18 protein-coding genes are annotated in these 21,878 nt (G+C 74.6%); 9 read left to right on the top strand and 9 right to left on the bottom strand.

Annotated features, from left to right (window positions below):
* Positions 1-4 precede the first annotated feature (4 nt).
* Genes ACZLKG_RS03525 through ACZLKG_RS03515 form a run of 3 tightly spaced genes read left to right on the top strand, consistent with a single transcriptional unit; the run spans position 5 to position 2,031 of the window.
* Positions 5-1,246, top strand: coding sequence for an alpha/beta hydrolase (locus ACZLKG_RS03525; RefSeq protein WP_463647982.1), 1,242 nt, complete (start codon positions 5-7; stop codon positions 1,244-1,246).
* A 60-nt stretch (positions 1,247-1,306) separates the two neighbouring features.
* Positions 1,307-1,594, top strand: a complete 288-nt coding sequence (locus ACZLKG_RS03520; protein WP_463647981.1) for a type II toxin-antitoxin system Phd/YefM family antitoxin — start codon at positions 1,307-1,309, stop codon at positions 1,592-1,594.
* 2 nt (positions 1,595-1,596) lie between these two features.
* Positions 1,597-2,031: a type II toxin-antitoxin system VapC family toxin gene (locus ACZLKG_RS03515; RefSeq protein ID WP_425707773.1), complete on the top strand. Its 435-nt coding sequence runs from the start codon at positions 1,597-1,599 to the stop codon at positions 2,029-2,031.
* A gap of 4 nt (positions 2,032-2,035) precedes the next feature.
* Here ACZLKG_RS03515 and ACZLKG_RS03510 read toward each other — a convergent pair whose 3' ends face one another.
* Complete coding sequence (locus ACZLKG_RS03510) at positions 2,036-5,155, bottom strand: FAD-binding and (Fe-S)-binding domain-containing protein (protein ID WP_463647980.1); 3,120 nt, start codon at positions 5,153-5,155, stop codon at positions 2,036-2,038.
* Positions 5,156-5,213: 58 nt separating this feature from the next.
* A complete protein-coding gene (ppdK, locus tag ACZLKG_RS03505; RefSeq protein ID WP_463647979.1) occupies positions 5,214-7,931 on the bottom strand; it encodes a pyruvate, phosphate dikinase in 2,718 nt (905 codons plus the stop codon).
* A gap of 280 nt (positions 7,932-8,211) precedes the next feature.
* Between ppdK and ACZLKG_RS03500 the strand changes: the two genes are divergently transcribed.
* Both ACZLKG_RS03500 and ACZLKG_RS03495 read left to right on the top strand, forming a co-directional pair.
* Positions 8,212-8,943, top strand: coding sequence for a glutamine amidotransferase (locus ACZLKG_RS03500; protein ID WP_463647978.1), 732 nt, complete (start codon positions 8,212-8,214; stop codon positions 8,941-8,943).
* 223 nt (positions 8,944-9,166) lie between these two features.
* Entirely contained in the window at positions 9,167-10,330 is a 1,164-nt protein-coding gene (locus ACZLKG_RS03495; RefSeq protein WP_463647977.1) for a DUF4349 domain-containing protein, read from the top strand.
* A 131-nt stretch (positions 10,331-10,461) separates the two neighbouring features.
* Here the strand turns inward: ACZLKG_RS03495 and ACZLKG_RS03490 are convergent, their stop codons facing one another.
* Positions 10,462-13,038 (bottom strand): ATP-dependent Clp protease ATP-binding subunit, encoded by a 2,577-nt coding sequence (locus tag ACZLKG_RS03490; RefSeq protein ID WP_425707768.1) that lies wholly within the window; start codon positions 13,036-13,038, stop codon positions 10,462-10,464.
* A gap of 242 nt (positions 13,039-13,280) precedes the next feature.
* On the opposite strand from ACZLKG_RS03490, the gene ACZLKG_RS03485 reads away from it, so the two are divergent.
* Positions 13,281-13,958 carry a hypothetical protein gene (locus tag ACZLKG_RS03485; RefSeq protein WP_425707767.1) on the top strand — a complete coding sequence of 226 codons (678 nt, stop codon included), beginning with the start codon at positions 13,281-13,283 and terminating at the stop codon, positions 13,956-13,958.
* Positions 13,959-14,051: 93 nt separating this feature from the next.
* Here the strand turns inward: ACZLKG_RS03485 and dtd are convergent, their stop codons facing one another.
* From dtd to ACZLKG_RS03455, 6 genes are all read right to left on the bottom strand, one after another.
* On the bottom strand, positions 14,052-14,486 hold the full coding sequence (dtd, locus tag ACZLKG_RS03480; RefSeq protein ID WP_425707766.1) for a D-aminoacyl-tRNA deacylase: 435 nt from the start codon (positions 14,484-14,486) through the stop codon (positions 14,052-14,054).
* A gap of 88 nt (positions 14,487-14,574) precedes the next feature.
* On the bottom strand, positions 14,575-14,946 hold the full coding sequence (locus tag ACZLKG_RS03475; RefSeq protein ID WP_425707765.1) for a DUF2516 family protein: 372 nt from the start codon (positions 14,944-14,946) through the stop codon (positions 14,575-14,577).
* Between the two features lie 77 nt (positions 14,947-15,023).
* Positions 15,024-16,241, bottom strand: coding sequence for an FUSC family protein (locus ACZLKG_RS03470; RefSeq protein WP_463647976.1), 1,218 nt, complete (start codon positions 16,239-16,241; stop codon positions 15,024-15,026).
* A gap of 5 nt (positions 16,242-16,246) precedes the next feature.
* Entirely contained in the window at positions 16,247-17,410 is a 1,164-nt protein-coding gene (gene ygfZ / locus ACZLKG_RS03465; protein WP_463647975.1) for a CAF17-like 4Fe-4S cluster assembly/insertion protein YgfZ, read from the bottom strand.
* Positions 17,410-17,991 (bottom strand): heme-binding beta-barrel domain-containing protein, encoded by a 582-nt coding sequence (locus ACZLKG_RS03460; protein WP_463647974.1) that lies wholly within the window; start codon positions 17,989-17,991, stop codon positions 17,410-17,412. Before ACZLKG_RS03460 ends, ygfZ begins: the two co-directional genes overlap by 1 nt.
* Positions 17,992-18,124: 133 nt before the next feature.
* On the bottom strand, positions 18,125-18,883 hold the full coding sequence (locus ACZLKG_RS03455) for a hypothetical protein (RefSeq protein WP_425707761.1): 759 nt from the start codon (positions 18,881-18,883) through the stop codon (positions 18,125-18,127).
* 117 nt (positions 18,884-19,000) lie between these two features.
* Between ACZLKG_RS03455 and ACZLKG_RS03450 the strand changes: the two genes are divergently transcribed.
* The 3 genes from ACZLKG_RS03450 to ACZLKG_RS03440 all read left to right on the top strand — a co-directional run bounded on the left by ACZLKG_RS03450 (position 19,001) and on the right by ACZLKG_RS03440 (position 21,859).
* Positions 19,001-19,750 (top strand): winged helix-turn-helix transcriptional regulator, encoded by a 750-nt coding sequence (locus tag ACZLKG_RS03450; protein ID WP_463647973.1) that lies wholly within the window; start codon positions 19,001-19,003, stop codon positions 19,748-19,750.
* A 466-nt stretch (positions 19,751-20,216) separates the two neighbouring features.
* Positions 20,217-20,843, top strand: a complete 627-nt coding sequence (locus tag ACZLKG_RS03445; RefSeq protein WP_463647972.1) for a hypothetical protein — start codon at positions 20,217-20,219, stop codon at positions 20,841-20,843.
* Positions 20,840-21,859 (top strand): anion permease, encoded by a 1,020-nt coding sequence (locus tag ACZLKG_RS03440; RefSeq protein WP_463647971.1) that lies wholly within the window; start codon positions 20,840-20,842, stop codon positions 21,857-21,859. The genes ACZLKG_RS03445 and ACZLKG_RS03440 overlap by 4 nt, the downstream gene beginning before the upstream one ends.
* The last annotated feature ends 19 nt before the right edge of the window (positions 21,860-21,878 follow it).

The following is a 21,878-nucleotide window of genomic DNA, read 5'->3' as shown; positions in this document are numbered from 1 at the left end:
GCGGGTGGACTTCTTCCGACTCGGACGCGACCCGTCCGGCAGCCGCGCGTCGGAGGACCCGGACCGGGCCGACACCCACTCGACCGCCAACACGGCCGTCGAGGAGGACGCCGCCCCCGACGCCTCGGGCCGCAAGGTCCGCACCGGGGTCGGTCCCGCCGCCCGCAGCTACCTGCTCGAGGCCGACCTGCCGCCGCTCGACGACCCGTCCCCGCCCGGCGAGTGGGTCCCCGACCTGCTCGGGGCCGGCTTCCACGCCCGCACCCTCCCCCTGCCCGCCGACGAGGAGGGGGAGGTCGTCGCGACGCTCGTCGCCTACCGCCCGGGCGAGGACCCGGACGCGCTGCCCGGCACACCCGCCACCGCGACCTGGGCGATGCTCTACCTGCACGGCTGGAACGACTACGTCCACAATGTCGGGCTCGCCCGCCGCGTCGCTGCGCTCGGCGGGGCCTTCTACGGGCTCGACCTGCGCAAGTACGGGCGCAGCCTGCGCCCCCACCAGTCCCGCGGGTACGTGGACTCGCTCTCCGTCTACGACGACGACCTCCACGCCGCCCGGGACGTCATCTTCGACGAGCTCGGCCTGGGCACGGACCTCGTGCTCGGTGGCCACTCGACGGGCGGGCTGACCGCCGCCCTGTGGGCGCACCGGCACCCTGGCGCGCTCCGGGGGCTCGTCCTCAACTCGCCGTTCATCAGCGCGGGTATGCCGGGGTTCGTCGGCGCGGCGACGACCCCCGTGATCGAGCGCATCGCCCGCACGTCACCGAAGACTGTCGTCCGCGTCAGTCCCGTCGACCTCTACCAGCGCACGCTCGACGGGGTGGCCGAGGGGGACGACGAGGTGGTGCCGTCGGACGAGGCCGAGGACCGCTTCTGGACCGGGTGGAAGCCGGACCGACGATGGCGCATGGCTCCGGCCGGGCCCGTGCGCTTCGGGTGGCTCGCGGCTATCCTCACCGGGCAGCGGCAGGTCGCCGGCGGCCTCGACATCTCGTGCCCGGTCCTCGTCCTCACCTCTGCCCGGTCCGCGCAGGCCGTCAGGTGGTCTCCCGACCTGCGCTTCGTCGACACCGTGCTCGACGTGGCCGCGATCCGCTCGGCGGCGCTGCGCCTCGGGCCGCACGTCACGCTCGCGGCGTTCGACGGTGCGATCCACGACGTCATGCTCTCCGCGCCGAAGGTGCGCAGGAACGTCTACGACGAGCTGGGTCGCTGGGTGCGGGCCTACGTGCTGCGCTGAGGCGTCGGGCGGCGGCAGCGCCACTGCGTACGTTTCTGTACACTCATGTACATTCTCCACATGGAGACGATCAGCGCCAGCGCTGCCCGGCAGACCCTGCCCGCTCAGCTCGATCGTGTCGCAGCGGGCGAGGAGATCGCCATCACCCGACACGGGCACGTCGTCGCGGTACTCGTGAGCCCCGAGGCGATCCGAGCCCGCAGGGCACCTGAGACGTGGGACCAGGCGGACCAGATCGGCGAACTGCTCGACCTGGCCAAGGACGCACCACTGCAGCCGCCCGCGGTCAGCCGCTCGAGGGCGGAGGAGCTGGTCGACTCGATCCGTGCCGACCGGACCGCGCGCTGACCGTGCTGAGCGCCTTCGACGCGGACGTGCTGATCTACGCGGCCACCGAGGGCCATGCTCTCGGCGCACGAGTCGCCCACCTGTTCGCGGATGCCGGCGCTGCTCCGACCGGCGTCGGGTCGCTGCTCCTGCTGCCTGAGGTCCTGTCCAAGCCGATGCGCACCGATCCGCGGTCCGCCGAGTGCGCGTCACTGATCAGCCTTCTCAGCCGGCTCCAGCTACTTCCCGTCGACGCTCCGGTGGCACGGCTCTCGGTGGCGCTGGCGGCTCGCCACGGACTGCGCGCCGCCGATGCCACCCACCTGGCGACCGCCGTGGCAGCAGGGGCGGACCGCTTCCTCACCAACAACCGTAAGGACTTCCCGACGACGATCTCGGAGATCGACATCGTCTACCCCGACGACCTCCCGGCACCGGCGAGCCCCGTCCAGCGCTGACGGCTCATCCTCTGACTCCCCGCCCGAGCAGGAGCTCGGCGAGGTGCACTCCCCCGCGGCCGGCGAGCTGGTCGGCCTGGGTGCGGCACGAGAAGCCGTCGGCGAGGAAGGTCGCACCGGGGTGGTCGCGCAGCGCGGGCAGCAGCGCGTTCTCCGCGACGGCGGCGCTGACCTCGGCGTGCCCCTTCTCCATCCCGAAGTTCCCGGCCAGGCCGCAGCAGCCGGCGAGGGTGGTCACGCTGGCACCGGTCGACGCCAGGAGCGCGCGGTCGGTGTCCCAGCCCATGACGGAGTGGTGGTGGCAGTGGGGCTGAGCGACGACCTCGACGCCCGTGAGGTCGGGCGCGCTCCACCGGTCCCCGGGCCCGAGCGGGGCCGGCGACCCGAGCAGCTCGGCGAGCGTGTGGGTCCCGTCGGCCAGCATGCGGGCGCGCGGGTCCTCGGGCAGGAGCTCGGGCATGTCGTCGCGCAGCGCGGCCGTGCACGACGGCTCGACACCGACCACCGGGATGCCGTTGGCCGCGAAGGGCGCCAGGACGTCGAGGAGGTTGCGCATGCGGGCGCGGGCGCCGTCGAGCTGCCCGGTCGAGATCCAGGTCAGGCCGCAGCACACCGCCTGGTCGGGCAGGACCACGGTGTAGCCGGCGGTCTCGAGCAGCTCGGCGACGGCCTTGGCGCCGTCGCCGTCGAGCGTCTCGGAGAAGGTGTCGGCGAACAGCACGACGTACCGCGGCGCGTCCTTGCGCCCCGTTCGTCGAGCGTGCGGTTCGTCGGCCTCGAGCGTGCGGTTCGGCCAGCCGCGCGGGGCGTCGGTGGGCAGGGACACGCCCGCGGAGGCCCCCGCGCCGACGTCCGCGGTCTCCTCCCCCGTCCCGACGACGTCAGCCGGCGCCCCGGGGCCCGCACCCCGATCGCCGTGCTCGCCTCCGACGAGCGCCGCGGTCGCCGCCGCCCGCACGGCGGCGCGACCGCCGGAGCGCTTCCGCCACCACGTCGACAGCCGCTGCGTGGCGAAGCCCGGCATGGCGCGGGTGGTGTCGACGCCGGCGACCGCGAACGCGAGCCGGCGCAGCGCCCCCACGCTCAGGACTGCGTTGGTCAGGCGCGCGAGGCCGGGGACCGCGGTGACCAGCCCCGCGAGCACCGGCAGCCGGCCGAGCGTGTAGTGCGTGCGCGGCCGGAGCTTGCCGCGGTACGCGCGGTGCAGGGTCTCGGACTTCAGCCGTGCCACGTCCATGCCGGCGGGGCAGTCCGCGGAGCACGCCTTGCAGGACAGGCACAGGTCGAGCGAGTCGAGCAGCGCCGGATCGTCCCAGCGCGCGACGAGCTCGCCGTTGGTGACCTCCTGCAGCACGCGCGCCCGGCCCCGGGTCACGTCCTTCTCGTCCTTGGTGGCGAGATAGCTCGGGCACATGAACCCACCGGAGGCCGAGCTGTCCGCCCGGCACTTGCCCACGCCGGTGCACCGGTGCGCGGCCCGCGTGACGTCACCACCGTCCTCGCTGAACGCGAACCCGCCGCCGGGGGCGACCGGCAGGGGCTTCGCGGCCGGCCGGCGCAGGTGCGCGGCCACCGGGTCCGGGTCGACGAGCACTCCGGGGTTGAGCGACGATCTCGGATCGAACAGGTTCTTGACCTGCCCGAACAGGCTCATGACCTCGGGCCCGTACATGCGGTCGAGGAGCTCGGAGCGCGCGCGCCCGTCGCCGTGCTCGCCGGACAGCGAACCGCCGTGTGCCACCGCGATGTCCGCCGCCTCGGCCACCGTCTCGCCGAACTCCCGCGCGCCGCGCTCCCCGTCGTCGAGGGGGAAGTCGACCCGCACGTGCACGCAACCGTCGCCGAAGTGCCCGTAGAGCAGGCCGTCCAGACCGCGGCGGTCGAGCATCCCCATGAAGTCGCGCAGGTAGGCGCCCAGGTTCTCGGGCGGGACCGCCGCGTCCTCCCAGCCGGGCCACGCCGGCATGCCCGCGGGGGTGCGCCCGCCCAGCCCCGCGCCGTCGGCCCGGATCCGCCACAGCGCGTCCGCCTCGGCGCCGGCCGGCACGACGACCGCCGCGTCGGTCCCGCCGACGGCGGCGAGCGCGCGCGCCCGGGCGAGGACGTCGGCCTCGGACTCGTGCTCCTCCGCACCGACCTCGACCATGAGCCAGCCCTGCCCGGCCGGCAGCTCGGGCACCGCGCCGGCCCCCTTGGCGCGCCGCACCACGTCGACGAGCCGCGCGTCGAGCCCCTCGACCGCGAGGGGACGGTGCTCGAGGAGCGCAGGAACGGCATCGGCGGCGGCGATCATGTCCGGGTAGCCCAGGACCACGAGGACCGGGCGCGTGGCCACGGGGACCAGGCGCACGGTGCCGCCGAGCATCGTCACCAGCGTGCCCTCGGAGCCGACGAGCATCTTCGCCAGGTCGCGCCCGTTCTCGGGCAGCAGGTGCTCGAGGGAGTAGCCGGACACCTGACGGCCGAACCGACCGAGCTCGGACCTGATCGGCGCAAGGCCACGCGTGACCAGCGCAGACAGTCCGTCGACCACGTCGAGCGCGTTCCGCCCGGCGCCCGCGGTGAACCGCCGACCGAGACCGTCGACGACGTCGAGCGAGTGGACGTTGTCGGCGGTACGCCCGTAGGCCAACGCGTGCGGCCCGCACGCGTTGGTGCCGATCATGCCGCCGAGAGTGGCGCGGTTCTGGGTCGACGGGTCGGGCCCGAACCGCAGGCCGTGCGGGGCCGCCGCCCGCTGGAGGTCGGCCATGACGACCCCGGGCTCGACGACCGCGGTCCGTGCCTCCGGGTCGATCTCGCCGATCGCGGTGAGGTGCCTGGAGACGTCGAGGACGACCCCCGGGCCGACCGAGTTCCCGGCCGTCGAGGTGCCTCCGCCGCGCAGGGTGACGGGCGCGCCGGCGGTGCGCGCGACGTCGAGGGCGGCGAGCGTGTCCGCGACGTCGCGCGGGGTGACGACGACCTGGGGCACGACCCGGTAGTTCGACGCGTCGGTGGAGTACTCGGCGCGGCGACGCACCGAGTCGCTCACCTCGCCGTCGACGGCGGCGCGGAGCGCGGCGACGAGGTCCGCCGTGGCCGGGTACGCCGCGCCCGAGGTGCGGTCCGCCGTCGTCGTCATGTCCCCAGTGTCTCCCGTTGCGCACGGGTCGCGGGCCAGGCGCCGCGCGACGGGACGGCTACCGCGTCGCGTCCTCGCCCTTGACCGCCGCGCGGCCGGCCTCGAGACGCGCGACCGGCACGCGGAACGGTGAGCAGGACACGTAGTCCAGGCCGACGGACTCGAAGAAGTGGATCGACTCCGGGTCCCCACCGTGCTCCCCGCACACCCCGATCTTCAGGCCCGGGCGCGTCGACCGTCCCCGCTCGGCCCCGATCCGCACGAGCGCACCCACACCGTCGGCGTCGAGGGTCTCGAACGGGGAGATCGTCAGCACGCCGTTCGCGAGGTAGTCGGCGAAGAAGGCGCCCTCGACGTCGTCCCGCGAGAAGCCCCACGCCGTCTGGGTGAGGTCGTTGGTGCCGAACGAGAAGAAGTCGGCCTCCTCGGCGATCCGCTCCGCCGTCATTGCCGCGCGCGGGAGCTCGACCATGCACCCGACGGGGATGTCGAGCGTGACGCCCTGCTCGGCCGCGACCTCGGCGACGATGCGCTCCGCCTCGTCGCGCACGATCTGCAGCTCCCGGCGCGAGCCGACGAGCGGCACCATGATCTCGGGCTGGGGGCTGCCGCCGGCGGCGGACCGGTGCGCCGCCGCCTCGGCGACAGCACGGATCTGCAGCGCGAAGAGGCCGGGGATCTTCAGGCCGAGCCGTACGCCCCGCAGGCCGAGCATCGGGTTCGACTCGTGCATCCGCCGCACGGCGGCCAGCAGCGTGCGCCGCCGCTCGACCTCGTCGCCGCTCTCGCCCCGCTCGTCGGCCAGCGCCACCTCGACCGCGAGCTCGGTGAGGTCGGGGAGGAACTCGTGCAGCGGCGGATCGATGAGCCGGATGGTCGCGGGCAGGCCGTCCATCGCCTCGAGCAGCGACTCGAAGTCGGAGCGCTGCGGCTCGAGCAGGCCGGCCAGCGCGGCGTCCCGCTCCGCCTCCCCCTCGGCGAGGATGAGACGCTCCACGAGGGTGCGCCGGTCACCGAGGAACATGTGCTCGGTGCGGCACAGGCCGATGCCCTGGGCCCCGCGCTCGCGGGCGCGCTGCGCGTCTGCGGCGTTGTCGGCGTTCGTGCGCACCGCCATGCGCCGCCGGGCGTCGGCGTGGCTGAGCAGGCGGTGGACGGCCTCGACGAGCTCGCGCGTGTCGGCGTCGTCCCCGGCCGCGGCGAGCCCGGCGTCGAGACCGCCGGAGATGTAGGCCATGACCGGTGAGTCCGCGACCGGGACGTCGCCGAGGTAGACCTCGCCCGTGGTCCCGTCGATGGCCACGACGTCGCCGGGACGGAGCACGCGCTCGCCGATCGTCACAGTCTCCGCCTCGACGTCGACGGCGATCTCCTCGGCCCCGACCACGGCGCAGGTGCCCATGCCGCGGGCGACGACGGCCGCGTGGGACGTCTTGCCGCCGCGCGCCGTGAGCACGCCCTTGGCCACGATCATGCCGCCGAGGTCGTCCGGGTTCGTCTCGCGCCGCACGAGGATGACGTCGGCGCCGGCCGCGGCACGGGCCTCGGCCTGGGCGGTGTCGAGGACGATCTCGCCGACGGCGGCACCCGGGGACGCAGACAGCCCCGTCGTCAGGTGCTCCTTCGTCGCTGCCGGGTCGAACTGCGGGAACATCAGCTGGCTGAGCTGGGCCCCGGTCACACGTCCGAGCGCCTCGTCCATCGTGATGAGGTTCTCGTCGACGAGCTGGGTCGCCACCCGGAACGCCGCGCCGGCCGTCCGCTTGCCCACGCGGGTCTGCAGCAGCCACAGCTTGCCCTGCTCGATCGTGAACTCGATGTCGCACAGGTCGCGGTAGTGCGTCTCGAGCCGGCGCATCGCGGCACGCAGGTCGGCGTAGGAGCGGGGGTCGAGCTCCTCGAGGTCGGTGAGGTGCAGCGTGTTTCGGATGCCGGCGACCACGTCCTCGCCCTGGGCGTTGACGAGGTAGTCGCCGTACATGCCGGACTCGCCGGTGGAGGGGTCGCGCGTGAAGCAGACACCCGTGCCCGAGCTGTCGCCCAGGTTGCCGAACACCATGGTCACGACGTTCACGGCTGTGCCGAGGTCGTCCGGGATGCGCTCGCGGCGGCGGTAGAGCCGGGCCCGTTCGGTGTTCCACGAACGGAACACGGCCTCGACGGCGAGGTCGAGCTGCTCGCGCGGGTGCTGCGGGAACTCCCGCCCGGCGTTGTCCTTGACGATCTGCTTGTACTCGTCGACGAGCTCGCGCAGGTCGTCCTCGGTGAGATCGACGTCGGCGGCCGCGCCCCGGGCCTCCTTCTTCGCGTCCAGCGCGTCGGAGAACAGCTCGCCGTCGACGTCGAGGACCGTCTTGCCGAACATCTGGATGAGGCGCCGGTAGGAGTCCCAGGCGAACCGGGCGTCGCCGGCGAGCTCGGTCAGGCCCTGCACGGAGGCGTCGTTGAGCCCGATGTTGAGGACCGTGTCCATCATCCCGGGCATCGAGAACTTCGCGCCCGAGCGCACCGAGACGAGCAGGGGGTCGTGGAAGTCTCCGAGCGAGCGCCCGGCGGTGTCCTCGAGCTCGCGCAGCGCGAGCGTGACCTCGACCCGCAGGTCGGCCGGCACGTCGCCGTCGCGCAGGTACGCCCGGCACGCCTCGGTCGTGATCGTGAAGCCCGGGGGCACCGGGAGGCCGAGCCGCGTCATCTCCGCGAGGTTCGCCCCCTTGCCGCCCAGCAGGTCCTTCTGGTCCTTGTCACCCTCGGTGAACCGGTACACGTACGTCGCCATCGCTCCTCGTCCTTCGTTCACAGCCCGCACCGCCTCGCGAACATGTGTGCACCGTAGGCCGTCCCGAGCACCCGCGTGCCCGATCGTCGTCATGCGGAACGCACGACCCGCTCATGCGCGACGCCCATGACCTCGGGCGGGCGGTGCCGCCACGACGCCATCCGCGCGACCCTGGGCGCATCCGCGGCCTCTACCCCCGCGACCTCCATCGACGCGGCCGCATGATGGGACGCGCGCCCACCGTCGGGCGTCCCGCGCCCCGGTGGGGCAGGATCGTCCGGTGCGCCCCCCGTTCCTCCTGATCTCCTCGCGCCCGGAGCAGCGCGCCGCGGACGACGAGCACTCGGCGGTCGCCCGGCACATGGGCGTTCCGGTCGAGCGCGTGGTCCGCCTCTCCGCCACCGACGACGCCTACGCGCCGCCGGACCCGGCCGCGTTCGCCGGCGTGCTCCAGGGCGGCTCGCCGTTCACCGGCTCCACGCCGCTCGAGGAGCAGTCCGACCTCCAGCGACGCACCGAGGACCGGCTCGGCGCGGTCCTCGACCAGGTCGTCGCGGCCGGCGTGCCGTTCATGGGTCTGTGCTATGCCGTCGGCACGCTGACGCGACGCCTGGGCGCCGTCGTCGACCACACCTACGGGCGGGGGACCTCGGCGGTCCGGGTCGAGCTCACCGAGGCCGGCCGCACGGACCCCCTGCTCGCCGACGTCCCGGTCGCCTTCGACGCCTACGTCGGCCACCACGAGGCCGTCACCGTGGCGCCGCCGGGGTCGGTGGTCCTCGCGACGTCGGACCCCACGCCCGTGCAGATGCTGCGGGTCGGGGCCGACCAGTACGTCACGCAGTTCCACCCGGAGCTCGACACGGCCGGGCTCGTGCGGCGCATGACCGACTACCTGCACTCCGGGTACTTCCCCGCCGAGGAGTTCGAGCGGGTCGTCGCCGAGATCTCGGGCGCCCGCGTGGACGACGCCCACGGCGTCCTGGCCGCCTTCGCCCGTAGGTACGGCTGACGATCCCGCATCCCCGCCGGGCGCACCTGGGCACACCCCACACGACGGCGGGACTCACCCGGGAGCGCCGCGCAGCACCGTCGTCGGGCGCGACCGGGGCACACCACGCACGGCCGCGGTCCTCCTGTCGATGGGGAGAACTTCGGTGACGGCAGGGTCACCGCGAGGTCCCGAAACGGTTGCCGCCGTGGCTCGCGACGTGCGGACCTGCGACGGTTCCGACATGCGAACCTCATCCGCTGACACCGCACCCCCGGGCACCGACGGGCCGCCACCGGGCGACGTCGGGACCGCTCCCGCACACTCGACCGCAGGCCGAGCGCCCGGACGACGGAGCGCCGCCCGCCCGGCCCACCGCCCGACCGGCCGGCGGGCCCTCGCCGCGCTCACGCTCGGTCTCGCCGCCACGCTCGCCGCCTGCTCGTCGGGCTCCGACGGCGGTGGCTACGACGAGGACGCGGGCACCGCGGACCGGGCGCCCGCGCAGGAGGCCGACCAGGGCGCGGACAGCGCCGCCTCCGCCGAGCAGTCAGCCGCGGACACGAGCGGGGACCCCGCGCAGGTGACGGCCGACGGCGTCGACCGCGTGGTGGTGACCACCGGGGAGGCGACCGTCGTCGTCGAGGACCCCGTGGCCGCCACCGACGAGGTGGTCGGCCTCGTCGAGGTCCACGAGGGACGCGTCGAGGGCCGCCAGCTGAGCAGCCAGGAGGACCGTCCCTGGGGCCAGGTCGTCGTCCGCGTCGCCCCGGACCGGACCGACGCCTTCCTCGCCGACCTCGGCGAGATCGGCGAGGTCGAGCAGGTCTCGACGAATGCCGACGACGTGACCGGCACGGTCCGCGACCTCGACGCCGAGATCAGCGCGCTCGAGACCTCGGTCGCCCGCCTCGAGGGGCTCATGGAGGAGGCCGGGTCGGTCGCCGACCTGCTGTCTGCCGAGACCGAGCTGACCGCCCGGCAGGCCGAGCTCGACCAGCTTCGCGGGCAACGCACGAACCTCGGTGAGCAGGCGGCCATGTCGACGCTCACCGTCGATCTCGTGACGGAGGACTCGCCGTCGACGACCGGCTCGCAGTCCGGCTGGTCGCGCATGTGGGAGGACGCCGGGGAGGCGTTCACCGGGGCGATCCGCGGGGTCGTCGTCGCGGTGGCCGCCCTTGCGCCGCTGCTCGTCGTGCTGGCGCTCGTCGGCGCAGTCGTCCTCACCGTCGTGCGCCGCAACCGCAGGGCGCGCGACGCCGAGACCGTCACGCACGGGGCCGCGCCGGCCCGGACGACGGCCGGCGCCGGCACCACCTCGCGTCCGGAGGGGCACTCCGGCCCGCGCGATCCTCGCCCGGCGGCCCGGGGCGAGGCGGTGGACGATCCGCCGTCGGACGACTGACCGAGGGACGCGGACGGGCGATACGCGCAGAGACGGCGAGGGCCGGAGGTGGATGTCCACCCCCGGCCCTCGCCGTTCGCCCTGTCCGGGCGGTCGTGGTGCCCGGCGACCGGGTCGGCCGCCGGCCTGAGTCAGCTCCCGGGCTGCATCTGCCCCGAGCCGCCGGCGCCGCCCACCGGTGCGGCGGCCGGGAGCGCCCGGCCGGCCGTGGCGACGCGCTCGGTCTCGGGCCGCTCGACCTTCTGGATCGGTCCGTCGTGGTCGACGAACTCGAACGTCAGCTCGCCGAGGATGCCCTCGCCGGTGGCGTCGACCTTGATGAGCTGGCCGCCACGGACCTCGCTGAACAGGATCTTCTCGGACAGGACGTCCTCGATGTCCCGCTGGATCGCGCGGCGCAGCGGACGCGCACCGAGCACCGGGTCGTAGCCGCGCTCCGCGAGCAGGGCCTTGGCGGCGTCGGTGAGCTGGATCGTCATCTCCTGGTCCCGCAGGCGGGCGTCCAGGCGGTCGATCATGAGGTCGACGATCTGGACGATCTCGTCCTGGTCGAGCTGCGGGAAGACGATCGTGTCGTCCACGCGGTTGAGGAACTCGGGCCGGAAGTGCTGCTTGAGCTCGTCGTTGACCTTGTTCTTCATCCGCTCGTACGACGTCGACAGGTCGCCGGACGCCTGGAACCCGGTCTGCAGGCCCTTGGCGATGTCCTTCGTGCCGAGGTTCGTCGTCATGATGATGATCGTGTTCTTGAAGTCGACCACCCGACCCTGGCTGTCGGTCAGGCGACCGTCCTCGAGGATCTGCAGCAGCGAGTTGAACAGGTCCTGGTGGGCCTTCTCCACCTCGTCGAACAGGACGACCGAGAACGGACGACGCCGGACCTTCTCCGTCAGCTGGCCACCCTCCTCGTAGCCGACGTACCCGGGGGGCGCGCCGAAGAGGCGGGAGACGGTGTGCTTCTCGGAGTACTCCGACATGTCGAGCGTGATGAGGGCGTCCTCGTCGCCGAACAGGAACTCCGCGAGGGCCTTGGCGAGCTCGGTCTTCCCGACGCCGGTGGGGCCGGCGAAGATGAACGAGCCGCCCGGACGACGCGGGTCCTTGAGGCCGGCGCGCGTGCGGCGGATCGCCTGGGACAGGGTCGAGATCGCCTCGTCCTGGCCGATGACGCGCTTGTGCAGCTCGTCCTCCATGTGGAGCAGCTTCTTGGACTCCTCCTCGGTGAGCTTGACGACCGGGATGCCGGTGGACATCGCGAGCACCTCGGCAACCAGCTCCTCGTCGACCTCGGAGACCACGTCGAGGTCGCCCTCGCGCCAGGCCTTCTCGCGCTCCTGGCGGCGCTCGGTGAGCCGGCGCTCGTCGTCGCGCAGCGAGGCGGCCTTCTCGAAGTCCTGGTCGTCGATCGCGGACTCCTTCTCGCGGCGCACCTCCTCGATCTGCTCGTCGAGCTCGCGCAGCTCCGGCGGGGCCGTCATGCGGCGGATCCGCAGGCGCGCCCCCGCCTCGTCGATGAGGTCGATCGCCTTGTCCGGCAGGTGCCGGTCGGAGACGTAGCGGTCCGCCAGCGTGACGGCCGCCTGCAGAGCCTCGTCCGTGATGGAGACCCGGTGGTGCGCCTCGTAGCGGTCGCGCAGGCCCTTGAGGATCTCCACCGCGTGCGGGACGGACGGCTCCGGCACCTGGATGGGCTGGAACCGGCGCTCGAGCGCGGCGTCCTTCTCGATGTGCTTGCGGTACTCGTCGATCGTCGTCGCACCGATGGTCTGGAGCTCGCCACGGGCGAGCATCGGCTTGAGGATCGAGGCGGCGTCGATCGCGCCCTCGGCGGCACCCGCGCCGACGAGCGTGTGGATCTCGTCGATGAACAGGATGATGTCGCCGCGCGTGCGGATCTCCTTGAGCACCTTCTTCAGACGCTCCTCGAAGTCACCGCGGTAGCGGGAGCCCGCGACCAGGGAACCGAGGTCGAGCGTGTAGAGCTGCTTGTCCTTCAGCGTCTCGGGGACGTCGCCCTTGACGATGTCCAGGGCGAGGCCCTCGACGACCGCCGTCTTGCCGACGCCGGGCTCGCCGATGAGGACGGGGTTGTTCTTCGTCCGGCGGGAGAGCACCTGCATGACGCGCTCGATCTGCTGCTCGCGGCCGATGACCGGGTCGAGCCGGCTCTCGCGCGCTGCCTGGGTGAGGTTGCGGCCGAACTGGTCGAGCACGGCGGAGCCGGACGGCTGCCCCTCGGCCGGACCGCCGGCCGCGACGGCCTCCTTGCCCTGGTAGCCGGACAGGAGCTGGATGACCTGCTGGCGGACCCGGTTGAGGTCGGCGCCGAGCTTGGTGAGCACCTGGGCCGCCACGCCCTCGCCCTCGCGGATGAGGCCGAGGAGGATGTGCTCGGTCCCGATGTAGTTGTGGCCGAGCTGGAGGGCCTCGCGCAGCGACAGCTCGAGGACCTTCTTGGCGCGCGGCGTGAAGGGGATGTGACCGGCCGGAGCCTGCTGGCCCTCGCCGATGATCTCGGTGACCTGGGCACGTACGGCCTCGAGCGAGATGTCGAGGGCCTCGAGCGCCTTCGCCGCGACACCCTCTCCCTCGTGGATGAGCCCGAGGAGGATGTGCTCGGTCCCGATGTAGTTGTGGTTGAGCATCCTCGCCTCCTCCTGCGCGAGGACGACGACGCGACGGGCGCGGTCGGTGAACCGTTCGAACATGGGCACTCCCTGGGTGTGGTGCGGTCGCCGCACGGGTCGAGCGGGCGACCCTACTGCGGGCGTTCGACGACACTAACCGCGCGACGGCGCTGTTCCTGCCCGTGTTCGCCACGGGCGTGAGGGCCCGTGCGGGCGGCGGTCGGGCCCGTCCGGGCGTCGGCCCGGGAGCCTGACCGTCCACGGGGACCTCGCCCCGCCCGCGGCACTTGCCGGTCCGGCGCGCGCGGCGGAGCATGAGGGCCATGTCCTCGAACGAGCAGCCGCTGGGCCGCGGGGTTCTCCTCCTCGCCGCCCTCGTGACGGCTGCCCTCGTGGGGACGCTCACGCTCATGGTCATCCTGTGGCCGCGCGACGGCGGACAGACCGGCGCCGAGGACAGCAGCCTCACCCTCGACGACCGGCCCGCGGCGGCGGAGTCGGAGTCCGACGCCGGCGGGCCCGACGAGGAGCCGAGCAGCACGCCCGCGCCGCAGGAGCCCGAGGACGAGACCGGGACCGGCCTGCGCGACCTCACCGACAGCGCCCTCGACGAGGCCGACCGGCTGCGCGAGCGCGCCGACGAGGAGGCCCGCGAGCTGCGCGACCGCGCCCGGGACGCCGAGGACGAGGCCCGCCGCCGCCTCAGCGACCCCCTGGGCACCCTGCGCGAGCTGCTCGGTCAGGGCGACGACGCGGCCGGGGCCGACGGCACCGACGACGAGGACCGCCGCGACCGCGACCGGGGAGACGGCCGTGGCAACGGCAACGGTGACGCCGACCCGGGCCACGGACGCGGCGACGACGGACGCGGAGGTGACCGTGACGGTCGTGGGGCTGGCCCGGGCGGCGGCTCCGACGGGCAGGGCGACGACGAGGACCCCGGCCGCAGCCTGCTCGACGATCTCCTCGACGACGCGCGCGAGTACTTCGGCCGACCCTGACGAGCCGTCCCGGACGCCGGTGCGCGACCGGCGGACGCTCCCGGATCTCCGCCGCACAGGATGCCGGCACGGCGAGGTCGCGGCGTCGGCGCCTCAGCCGGCCTCGGACTCCACGAGCACCGTGACCGGACCGTCCGCCGTCATGTCGATCTCCATGTGCGCGCCGAACCGGCCGGTCGCGACCTCGACGCCCGCGACGCGCAGCCGCTCCACGACCACCTCGACCAGCGGCTCGGCCACCGGGCCGGGCGCGGCCGCCGACCACGACGGTCGGCGGCCCTTGCGCGTCGACCCGTAGAGCGTGAACTGGGAGACCACGAGGACGGGGGCCGCGTCGTCGATCAGGGACCGCTCGCCGTCGAGTATCCGCAGCTCGGCGATCTTCCGGGCCAGGACCTCGGCCTGGGCGGGGGTGTCCGTGTGCGTGACCCCCACGAGTGCCACGAGCCCCGGCCGGTCGATCGCCCCCACGACCTCACCGGCTACGCGCACGGCGGCCCGCGAGACCCGCTGCAGGACGGCCCTCACCGGGCGGCCGCCCGCGGGCGCCCCGCGCAGCTCGGCGTCCGGGTGCAGGCCGGCGTCCAGGCGCAGGCCGGCGTCCGGGCACGGCGGCTCATGTGCGCCAGGCGGTCGGCGGCCGGTCGTCGAATCCGCCCCTGCCGCCGCGTCCGCCGCGACGTCGGCGCGGCGAGGCGTCCCGCACGGCGGGCCGCACGTCGGCGAGGTAGACGGCGCCGGCGATCACCGCGGCGAGCGAGAGCAGCCCGCCCACTCCCCCGCCCGAGCCGATCGGCGGGGGCACGGAGACGATCGAGACGCCGAGCGCTGCCGCCAGGATGATGATCCAGACGCGACGCTGCAGCTTGCCCGCCGCGACGTATGCGGCGTCCGTGCGCCGCAGGCAGTCGACGAGTGCCCATCCCGTGAGGACGACGGCCCCGATGCTCAACGCGAGCATGAGGTAGGTCTGGATGGCGGCGAACATGGTTCACACGGTAGTCGTCGGCAGGCGGCGGCACCGACCCGGTCCCGGCCCACGGCACGCGCCGGGGGCGGGCACCCTCATGGCGCGGGACGCTCGTCGGACGGGTCGGCCCGCTGCTCGCCGTCGTGCTCGTCGTGCTCGTCGTGCTCGTCGTCAGCGTCCCACGGCCATCCGCCGTCGACGGTCGGGAGCTGGGTGCGGGCCTCGGCAGCGGTCATGCCGGCGATCTGCAGCACGTCGACGACGAGCGAGCGCAGCACGGACACGAGCGTCTGCGTGGGCCAGCCCTCCACGGCGTAGTCGTCGGGGTCGAGCGTGTGGGCGGCCTCGGTGATCCGCGAGCGGGACAGGTCGGGCCGGTCGCCGCGCCCGAGGTCCACGGCGAGCAGCCGCAGCCCGGAGGACAGCGCGTCGAGCGAGCGCGCGAGGTCGGGGCGCGGTCCGGCCTCCACGACGCTCTCCGCCTTCCGGGCGACGACCCGGGCGTTGCGCACGGCGCGGTCGGCGAGCACGGAGGCCCGGGCGAGGCGGCGCACCTCGGCACGGTCGCCGCGCATCGTCGGGTTGACGGCGATGACCTGCCGGGCGTTGCGGACCGTCCGCTCCCAGGTGTCGAGCACCTGCTGGGTGTCGCGACCCAGCGTGAGGGCGTCCCGGGCGAGGTCCGGGTCCGCGAGGCGCAGCGCCTCGCCGAGCGTGCGCAGGAAGTCGGAGAGGTCCGTGATCGCCGCCTGGGCACGCCGTCGGGGCCGCCGGATCGCGTTGTCCGGCAGGAATGCCGCCACGAGGAAGGCCAGGGACGCGCCGACGAGCGCGTCGGTCCAGCGACCGATCGCGCCGTCGGTGAGCGCGACGCTCGCCGGCATCGCGATGACGACGATCCCCTGGATGCCGGCCTGGTAGGTGAGCAGCTCGCCGCGGTCGACGAGTCGCGCGGACATGGTCGCCACCACGAGCACGACGAACACCTGGATCGGGCCGACCCCGAACAGGGCGGCGAACAGCTCGCCCAGCGCGACCCCGAGCGTGCAGCCCACGCCGAGCTCGGCCACGCGGCGCAGCTGCCGGTCGGAGGTGAAGCCGAGGCACAGCCAGGCCGCGGTAGGCGCGAAGATCGGCATCTCGTGCCCGAGCAGCTCGGACGAGACGAGGAGGGCGACCGCCGCGGCGGCGGCCGCCACGAGGGAGGGCGCGAACGCCCAGCGGGCACGGCGGGTGCCCTGCCGCAGCCGCGTGCGGATGTGCAGCGCGAGGTGGCGCAGACCGCGGTCGGAACGCTCGTCCTCGTCCGCCACGGCGGCTACCTCGGGCGCCGCAGACCGGCGCCGGGCCGCTCCTCCGGCCGCGCGTCGGTCACCCCGGAGGGGTCGACGACGACCTCCTGCGCCGCGGTCACCCCGCCGGCGCGCAGCACGGCGTCGGTGGCGACCGACCGCTTGACGACGGCGAGGGCGAGCGGGCCGTCGGTGCCGTGCCGGACCACGGAGGTCAGCCGGCCGACGACCCTCCCGTCCAGCTCGACCTCGGCGCCGGGCTCGGGGGTGGTGTGCTCGCTGCCGTCGAGGTGGAGCAGCACGAGGCGCCGGGGCGGGCGTCCGAGGTTGACGAGCTTGGCAACCGTCTCCTGGCCCCGGTAGCAGCCCTTGCTCAGGTGGACGCCGGTGCGCAGCCAGTCGAGCTCGTGGGGCAGGGTGCGGTCGTCGACCTCGCGGCCGTGCCGCGGCCGGTAGGCAGCGACCCGCACGGCCTCCCACGCCCAGGTGCCGGCGAGCGACCCGGCCCCCCGGCCGTCGCCCGGGGCGAGGGCGGCCGCGACGGCGTCCTCGAGCCGCTCCCGCTCGACGACGGCGAGACCGGCCGGGTGCTCGGTCCCGGGGTGGTCGGCGTCCGCGGGTCCGTACGAGGTGGAGCCGGGCGCGGTGGCCGGCCACGGGTCGTCCCACAGCGCGAGCGCCCCGGCCGACCGGAGCCGGTCCCGGCCGGGCCCGACGGCGCCGACGACGGTCACGTCGTCGCGCAGCCGCACGGCGACGTCGAGCATGAACCGCATCGAGTCGAGGAAGTTCGCGAGCTTGTTGGCGACGGCGCCTTCGACGACCAGCCAGGTCGTCTCGCCGTCGTCGACGACCGCCGAGGCGACGTCGAGGCGCCCCTGGTTGTCCAGCAGCAGCAGCTCGGCGGACGCTCCGGGCGCGAGGTCCCGCACCCACTGCGAGGACAGGGTGTCGAGCCAGGTGAGGCGGTCCGGGCCCGTGATGGTCACGACGCCGAGCTGGGAGAGGTCGACGACGGCGTCGCCGGCCTCGAGCGCGCGCTGCTCGTGCACGGGGCGGCCGAGGTGGAGCGGCACGCCGGCGTCGGGCCCGGACCCCTCGACGGCCCCGTCCCGGGCGAGGAACGGCGAGGGGGTCGGGTGCCAGTCGGTGAGGTCGGGGGCGGCCGCCGGTGCGGTCCCGGGCAGCATCACTCGACCCTCCCCAGCCGGCCGGACGCGTAGGGGGCCAGCGGCTTGCCGAACGCCGCGATGTCCCGGGCCCACATGAGGTCGGACTGGACCAGGCCGAGCATCCAGGAGCCCGCCGACAGCTCGGCGGCGCTGGGCGAACGGACCACGGCGTCCGTGGTGAGCTCGATGCGGGCGGGCTGGGAGCGACCGACGTAGAGCGAGAGGTGGCCCGCCGGGTCGGCGAGGAGGACCTCGAGCTCCGCGGTCTGCGGCGCGGGCGCTCCGGCGGCCTGCTCGGCGGGGACGGCGCGGATGTAGCCGGTCTCGGTGGACCACTGCTGGGCCTTGACGAGGTTCGCGTAGCGCTCGAGGCCGGGCGTCTCGTTGGCGACCGGGCCGGACAGTCCGGGGTCGGCGAGCCACAGGGTCGCGTGCCAGCGCAGGTAGGGGCCGCCGTCGTGGTCGACCTCGATCTCCTGGACCACCAGCTGCTCCTCGATGCCGTCGTAGCCGACGGCGCCGGAGCCGTGCCAGCGGCCCACCAGCCAGGCGACCGGGTAGTTCTCGGGAGCCAGTCCCTCGGGGAACGAGAACGTCATGCCCCCAGGGTAGGCGAGGGCGCCGCCGCGTCGACCCGATGGTCGCCGGGGTGAGCAGGGCACGGCCGAGCGGGTCCGCGCGGGCGTGAGCCGGGATCGGCCGGGCGGTCGTCCGCCGTCGGGCGTGGTCCCGCTACCGGGTGCCGAGGGCCATGACGGTGACGACCGACCCGACGACGAGGACCGGGATCGTGGCCGCGGCGAGCGCCGGCCGCAGGCGCGAGGAGCTGGGCGAACGCGCCGAGGTGCGGTGCAGCGCGGCGGCGAGGGCGCCCACGACGAGGCCGAGCACGGCGCCCCGCCACCACCCGACGTCGTCGGTGAGCGCACCGAGGGCGCCGCCGGAACCGGCTCCGGCGACGACGGCGAGGGCCGCGGCAAGCCACGACGTGACGGGCAGCGCGGCGCACACGGTGCCGACCACGATCGCCAGCGCACCGGCGACGACCCACAGCTCGCCCACCGGCTCGCGCGCCGTGACGAACCAGCCGGCGCCGAAACACATGACGACCAGGCCGAGGACGTCACCGGCCACGGACTCGGTGAGGCGGGGCCGGCCGTCGCGCCGGACCATCTGGTGGACGAACGCCGCGACCACCGCCGCCGCGAGCAGCAGGACCACCCGGTCCAGGCCGCCGAACCACACGACCACGGTGACGACGAGCGCCCCGGCGGACAGGAACCAGGCCGCGCCCGAGCCGTGCGGGAGGTCGAGGAGACGCGGCAGCCCGACGGCGAGGAGCACCGAGCACACGAGCGTGAGGACGGCGACCACCGCCGGCGGTGCGAGCGCGGTCCCGGCGAGTGCCGCCGCGAGGACGGCGGTCAGCGCCGCGCGCAGCGAGGTCCCCCGCCGCGAGGGCGGCACGGAGGGCGGGGACGGCGTCGACACGCGTCGATCATCCCAGGTCGGTGCCGGTCCGCCGGGAGCCGTGCCCCCTCGAGCGGCATGCGGAATCCGTCGGGCCCGGTGCCGATTAGACTTCTCATCCGGACGAGAGGAGAGCGGATGGCCGAGCTCGTGCTCCTCACCGCCGACCCCGGCGGTGCCGGACGCGTGCTGCCCGCGCTCACCCTCCTCCGCCACCGCGTGACCGTCGCCCCGATGACGATGAGCGGGCTGGTCGCCCACGACCGGGCCGACGTCATCCTCGTCGACGGCCGCCACGACCTCGTCGGCGCGCGCTCGTTGTCCCGGACCGCGGGCATCGGCGGGACGCTGCCGGAGGGGGTGCCGCTCCTGCTCGTCCTCGCGGAGGGCGGGTTCGCCGCGGTGTCGAGCGAGTGGGGTGCCTGGGACGTCGTGCTCGACGGCGCCGGACCCGCCGAGCTCGACGCCCGCCTGCGGATGCTCCTCGACCGTTCCTCGCCGAGCCCGGGGCCGACCCCCGAGGAGGCCGAGGCCGAAATCGTCGACGCCGGCGACCTCGTCATCGAGCCTGCGGCCTACACCGCCCGGGTGCGGGGCCGCGTGCTCGACCTCACGTTCCGTGAGTTCGAGCTCCTGCGCCACCTCGCGTCGAACCCTGGCCGGGTGCACACCCGCGAGCAGCTCCTCCAGGCCGTGTGGGGTTACGAGTACTACGGCGGGTCCCGCACCGTGGACGTCCACGTGCGACGGCTGCGCGCGAAGCTCGGCGCCGAGCACGACCAGCTCATCGGCACCGTGCGCAACGTGGGCTACCGGTTCGAGGCCCGCCCCGCCGACGCCCAGGCCGACGAGGACGGTCCGGACACGGCCGCTCCACGCGAGCGGTGACCCGCGGGGCTCCCCCGACGGCTCGGCCTCCCGTGCGAGCGGTGTCGGCCTCCCGTGCGAGCGGCGCCCGTGGGCGCGGCCTCGTCGACCTCCGCCGGGTGACGTGACAGGAGGGCGGGACGGGGCGTACGTTGGTTCTCGACGGCGGACCGCGAAAGCCCCGGGCTCCAACATTTGCCGCTACGAGCGGCCTTCGCGCCGACAGGCGCTCTCCGGTCCGTCGTCCCTCCTTCGCCGGTGACGTCTCCCGGCCCCGGGGACGGCGCGGTCCCCCGCCGACAGGCGCAGGACCCGGCACCCCGCCCCGCCGCCGGCAGACCCACGGCACACCCACGGCTCCGAACGCCTCGACGCCGGGCGCCACCACGGCGCACGACCGCGGCGCAGGCCACGCCCCGGACCGGCACCAGGCCCTGTTAGGGTTCCCGTTCACCCGCCCGTCACGCCTCGTTCACCAGGAGTCGCCGTGCGCCTGTCGCGCCGCCCGTCCGTGGTGTCCGGGCACGGCCCCAGCCTGGCCACCAGCTCACGGCTGACCGTCGACGCCGGGCTGCTGCTCGTCCGCGTCGTGGGCGCCACGTCGGCGGACCTGCCCGAGCTCCACGAGCAGGTCGGCGACCTCTCCCGCACCACCGACCGCCTGGGCGAGGAGCTCACGGACCGTCTCGTCGGCGACCTCGTCCTACCGTTCGAGCGCGGCGACCTCCACCGGGTGCTCGCGGCGGAGCGCCGGGTGGTGCACGGCCTGCTGCGCGTGGCGCGCACACTGCTGGCGGACCGCTCCGCCCCCACGTCCCGTCCGGTGGTCGCCGCCGCCGACGAGGTCCTGCGCGCGACCGAGCTCCTCGTCGTCGCCACCGGCGCACTGCGCACGCCCGAGCGGCTCGCCGACGTCGCGCGCGAGACCGCCCGGGTCCGCGAGGACCTGGAGGAGGCCCGCGCACAGGCGATGCGCTCCGCCTCGACCTCCCCGGAGCGCGCCTCCCGGGCACGCCCGGACGAGGTCCTCGGTGCGCTCGCCGACGTCGTCTCCGAGTGCGCCGACCTGGTCGTCGACCTCCGCATCCTCGCCGCCGGAGCCGGACGCCGGTGACGGACGTCCTCCTCGCGCTCGCGGTGGCGCTCGGGCTCGGCTACGCGTTCGCGGCAGGCGTGCAGGACGCGTCGAACGCGGTCGCCACCGCGGTCGCCACCCGCTCGCTGACGCCCCGTTCCGCCACGCGCTGGGCCGCCGTCATGGTCCTCGTCGGCGCGCTGGCGAGCTGGTGGCTGCACCCCTACCTGTCGGACCAGTCGGGGCTCGGCGTGGCCACGACGCCGAGCGGTCCGCCCGGGCTGGCGGCCCTCGTCGTCGTGCTCGCCTGCACGGCGGGCTGGCTCGCGCTCATGGCCCACCAGGGGCTGCCGGTCTCGACGACCCACACGCTCGTCGGCGCACTGGTCGGCGCCGCCGTGACCACCGGGGCGGAGGTGCGGTGGGACCTGCTCGCCACCCGGGTGCTCGCCCCGATGCTGCTCTGCGCCGTGGTGGCTCTCGTCGTCGCGCACGTCGGCACCCGGATCGGGCGGCGCGTGGCGATGGCGACCGACGCGGACCGGGTCGAGCCCGCCGCACGCGTCCTGCTGTCTGCGGCGAGCACGGCGTCCGCGATGTTCATCGGCCTGCTCGGCAGCACGAAAGCGATCCTCGTCCTCACCCTCGCGCTCACGCTTGCCGGCCGGACCACCGACGGCGACACCCCGTTCTGGGTGGTCCTCACGGCCGCCGTCGCGCTCGCCGCCGGGACCGCGGTCGGCGGCCGTCGCATCATCGCCACGCTCGGCGACCTCATGGTCGGGCACGACGTCGGGCGCGGCGCCTTCCTCCAGACCGCGGCCGTGACGACGTTCGGCGTCATCGCGCTCACCCCGGGCCTCCCGGTCTCCACGACCCACACGGTCGGGGCCGCGATGATCGGCTCGGGTCTCGTCACGCCCGGGCGCATGCGGTGGGTGACGGCCCGGCGCGTGCTCGTCGCGTGGCTCGTCACGCTGCCGGTGGTCGCCGTCGTCGCCGGCCTCCTCGCGGGCATCGCCCACGACGTGGTGGCGGCGCTGCCGAACGGGTGAGCCACACCCGCGCAGGGCC

This window comes from Georgenia sp. Z2081 (assembly GCF_055326445.1).
This window is presented reverse-complemented; position numbering and strand designations above follow the sequence as displayed.

Excerpts from the sequence above, each read along its gene's own strand:
- ACZLKG_RS03475 (WP_425707765.1), bottom strand. The coding sequence starts at position 14,946 with ATGTTCGCCGCCATCCAGACCTACCTCATGCTCGCGTTGAGCATCGGG.
- ACZLKG_RS03495 (WP_463647977.1), top strand. The coding sequence starts at position 9,167 with ATGCGAACCTCATCCGCTGACACCGCACCCCCGGGCACCGACGGGCCG.
- ACZLKG_RS03485 (WP_425707767.1), top strand. The coding sequence starts at position 13,281 with ATGTCCTCGAACGAGCAGCCGCTGGGCCGCGGGGTTCTCCTCCTCGCC.
- ppdK (WP_463647979.1), bottom strand. The coding sequence starts at position 7,931 with ATGGCGACGTACGTGTACCGGTTCACCGAGGGTGACAAGGACCAGAAG.
- ygfZ (WP_463647975.1), bottom strand. The coding sequence starts at position 17,410 with ATGCTGCCCGGGACCGCACCGGCGGCCGCCCCCGACCTCACCGACTGG.
- ACZLKG_RS03510 (WP_463647980.1), bottom strand. The coding sequence starts at position 5,155 with ATGACGACGACGGCGGACCGCACCTCGGGCGCGGCGTACCCGGCCACG.
- ACZLKG_RS03520 (WP_463647981.1), top strand. The coding sequence starts at position 1,307 with ATGGAGACGATCAGCGCCAGCGCTGCCCGGCAGACCCTGCCCGCTCAG.
- ACZLKG_RS03450 (WP_463647973.1), top strand. The coding sequence starts at position 19,001 with ATGGCCGAGCTCGTGCTCCTCACCGCCGACCCCGGCGGTGCCGGACGC.
- ACZLKG_RS03490 (WP_425707768.1), bottom strand. The coding sequence starts at position 13,038 with ATGTTCGAACGGTTCACCGACCGCGCCCGTCGCGTCGTCGTCCTCGCG.
- ACZLKG_RS03460 (WP_463647974.1), bottom strand. The coding sequence starts at position 17,991 with ATGACGTTCTCGTTCCCCGAGGGACTGGCTCCCGAGAACTACCCGGTC.